The sequence below is a fragment of the bacterium genome (genome assembly GCA_040755795.1).
In the GTDB taxonomy this organism is placed as follows: domain Bacteria; phylum UBA9089; class CG2-30-40-21; order CG2-30-40-21; family SBAY01; genus JBFLXS01.
Map to the genome: position 1 here is coordinate 1 of JBFLXS010000752.1, position 1,063 is coordinate 1,063.

1 protein-coding gene is annotated in these 1,063 nt (G+C 37.1%); it reads left to right on the forward strand.

The window, feature by feature from the left end:
* Positions 1 to 919, forward strand: a 919-nt coding sequence (locus AB1414_21430; protein MEW6609973.1) for an Ig-like domain-containing protein, incomplete at its 5' end; no start/stop codon positions are given.
* Positions 920 to 1,063: the final 144 nt, after the last annotated feature.

Consider the following 1,063-nt stretch of genomic DNA (forward strand, 5'->3'; position numbering starts at 1 on the left):
AAATATTGTAATAAACTTCAGTAAGCCAATGGACATAACTTCTGTTGAGAACGCTTTTAGTATCTACCCTGATATTCAAGGAGAGTTTAGTTGGAGTAATAATAATAGAACTCTTACTTTTACTCCATCACAGGATTTTGATGCTGAGAATTATACCGTTACCATTTTAGGAACAGCAGAAGATAGTGATGGAAATACTCTGGATGGTGATGAAGATGGACAAGAAGATGGAAGCCCTGAAGATGACTATAGATTGACTTTTGAAGTAGAAGAAAAATTTATTGTCTATGTTTATCCTGCCTGGGAAAATTTTACTGAGCCATATGAATCACATACACACTACATCACAATCAAAAATAATACTAACGAGTCTAAGACAGCTGAGATAACAATAAGCCTTATTAAGGCATCAAACTGTCTGAGTATAACTGAATATCCTGCTTCTACCTTAGATATACCAGCTAAAGGAGAAGATTCTACCTGTTTTGTGGTTACTTCAGGTGAAGAGCTTATTCCTGATGATAATCTTATCCATCAGATTATTGTTGATATAGACGGGGTAGAAAGTTCTGCTATCCAGTATGCCAATGGGCAAAATATAGTCACAGACCATCCGGATGAATCCTATGATATTTCAGACCCAAGATACTCCACACCGGCAAGGATAGATTCTGAGGCAGAGGTTGGGGTGTATTTGAATGGCTTTGTAGATGGGGTGGCACATCTGTTAGGACGGTTTAAAGAACCTGTCTGGTTTATAGATAGAGATTTTGAGCCTTTACCGACAGAAATAAAGGAGAAAGGGAGAAAGAAGGAAATGGAGAAAAATATTAAAAGAATTCTCTCCTTTTCTCCCTATTCTCCATCTCTCCTTACTAAAAATGAAAGGCTAAAGCCTGAACTCCAGAAGGGGGTATAGGGTCACATCTTGAATTGGAAGGGGGTATAGGGTCACATCTTGAATTGTGAATTAAAAGTACACGGATGACACAGATCGCACGGAATTAACATAGATAAATTATTGACTTTTTTGAATTTTCATGGTATATTATTAGTAAGCGGA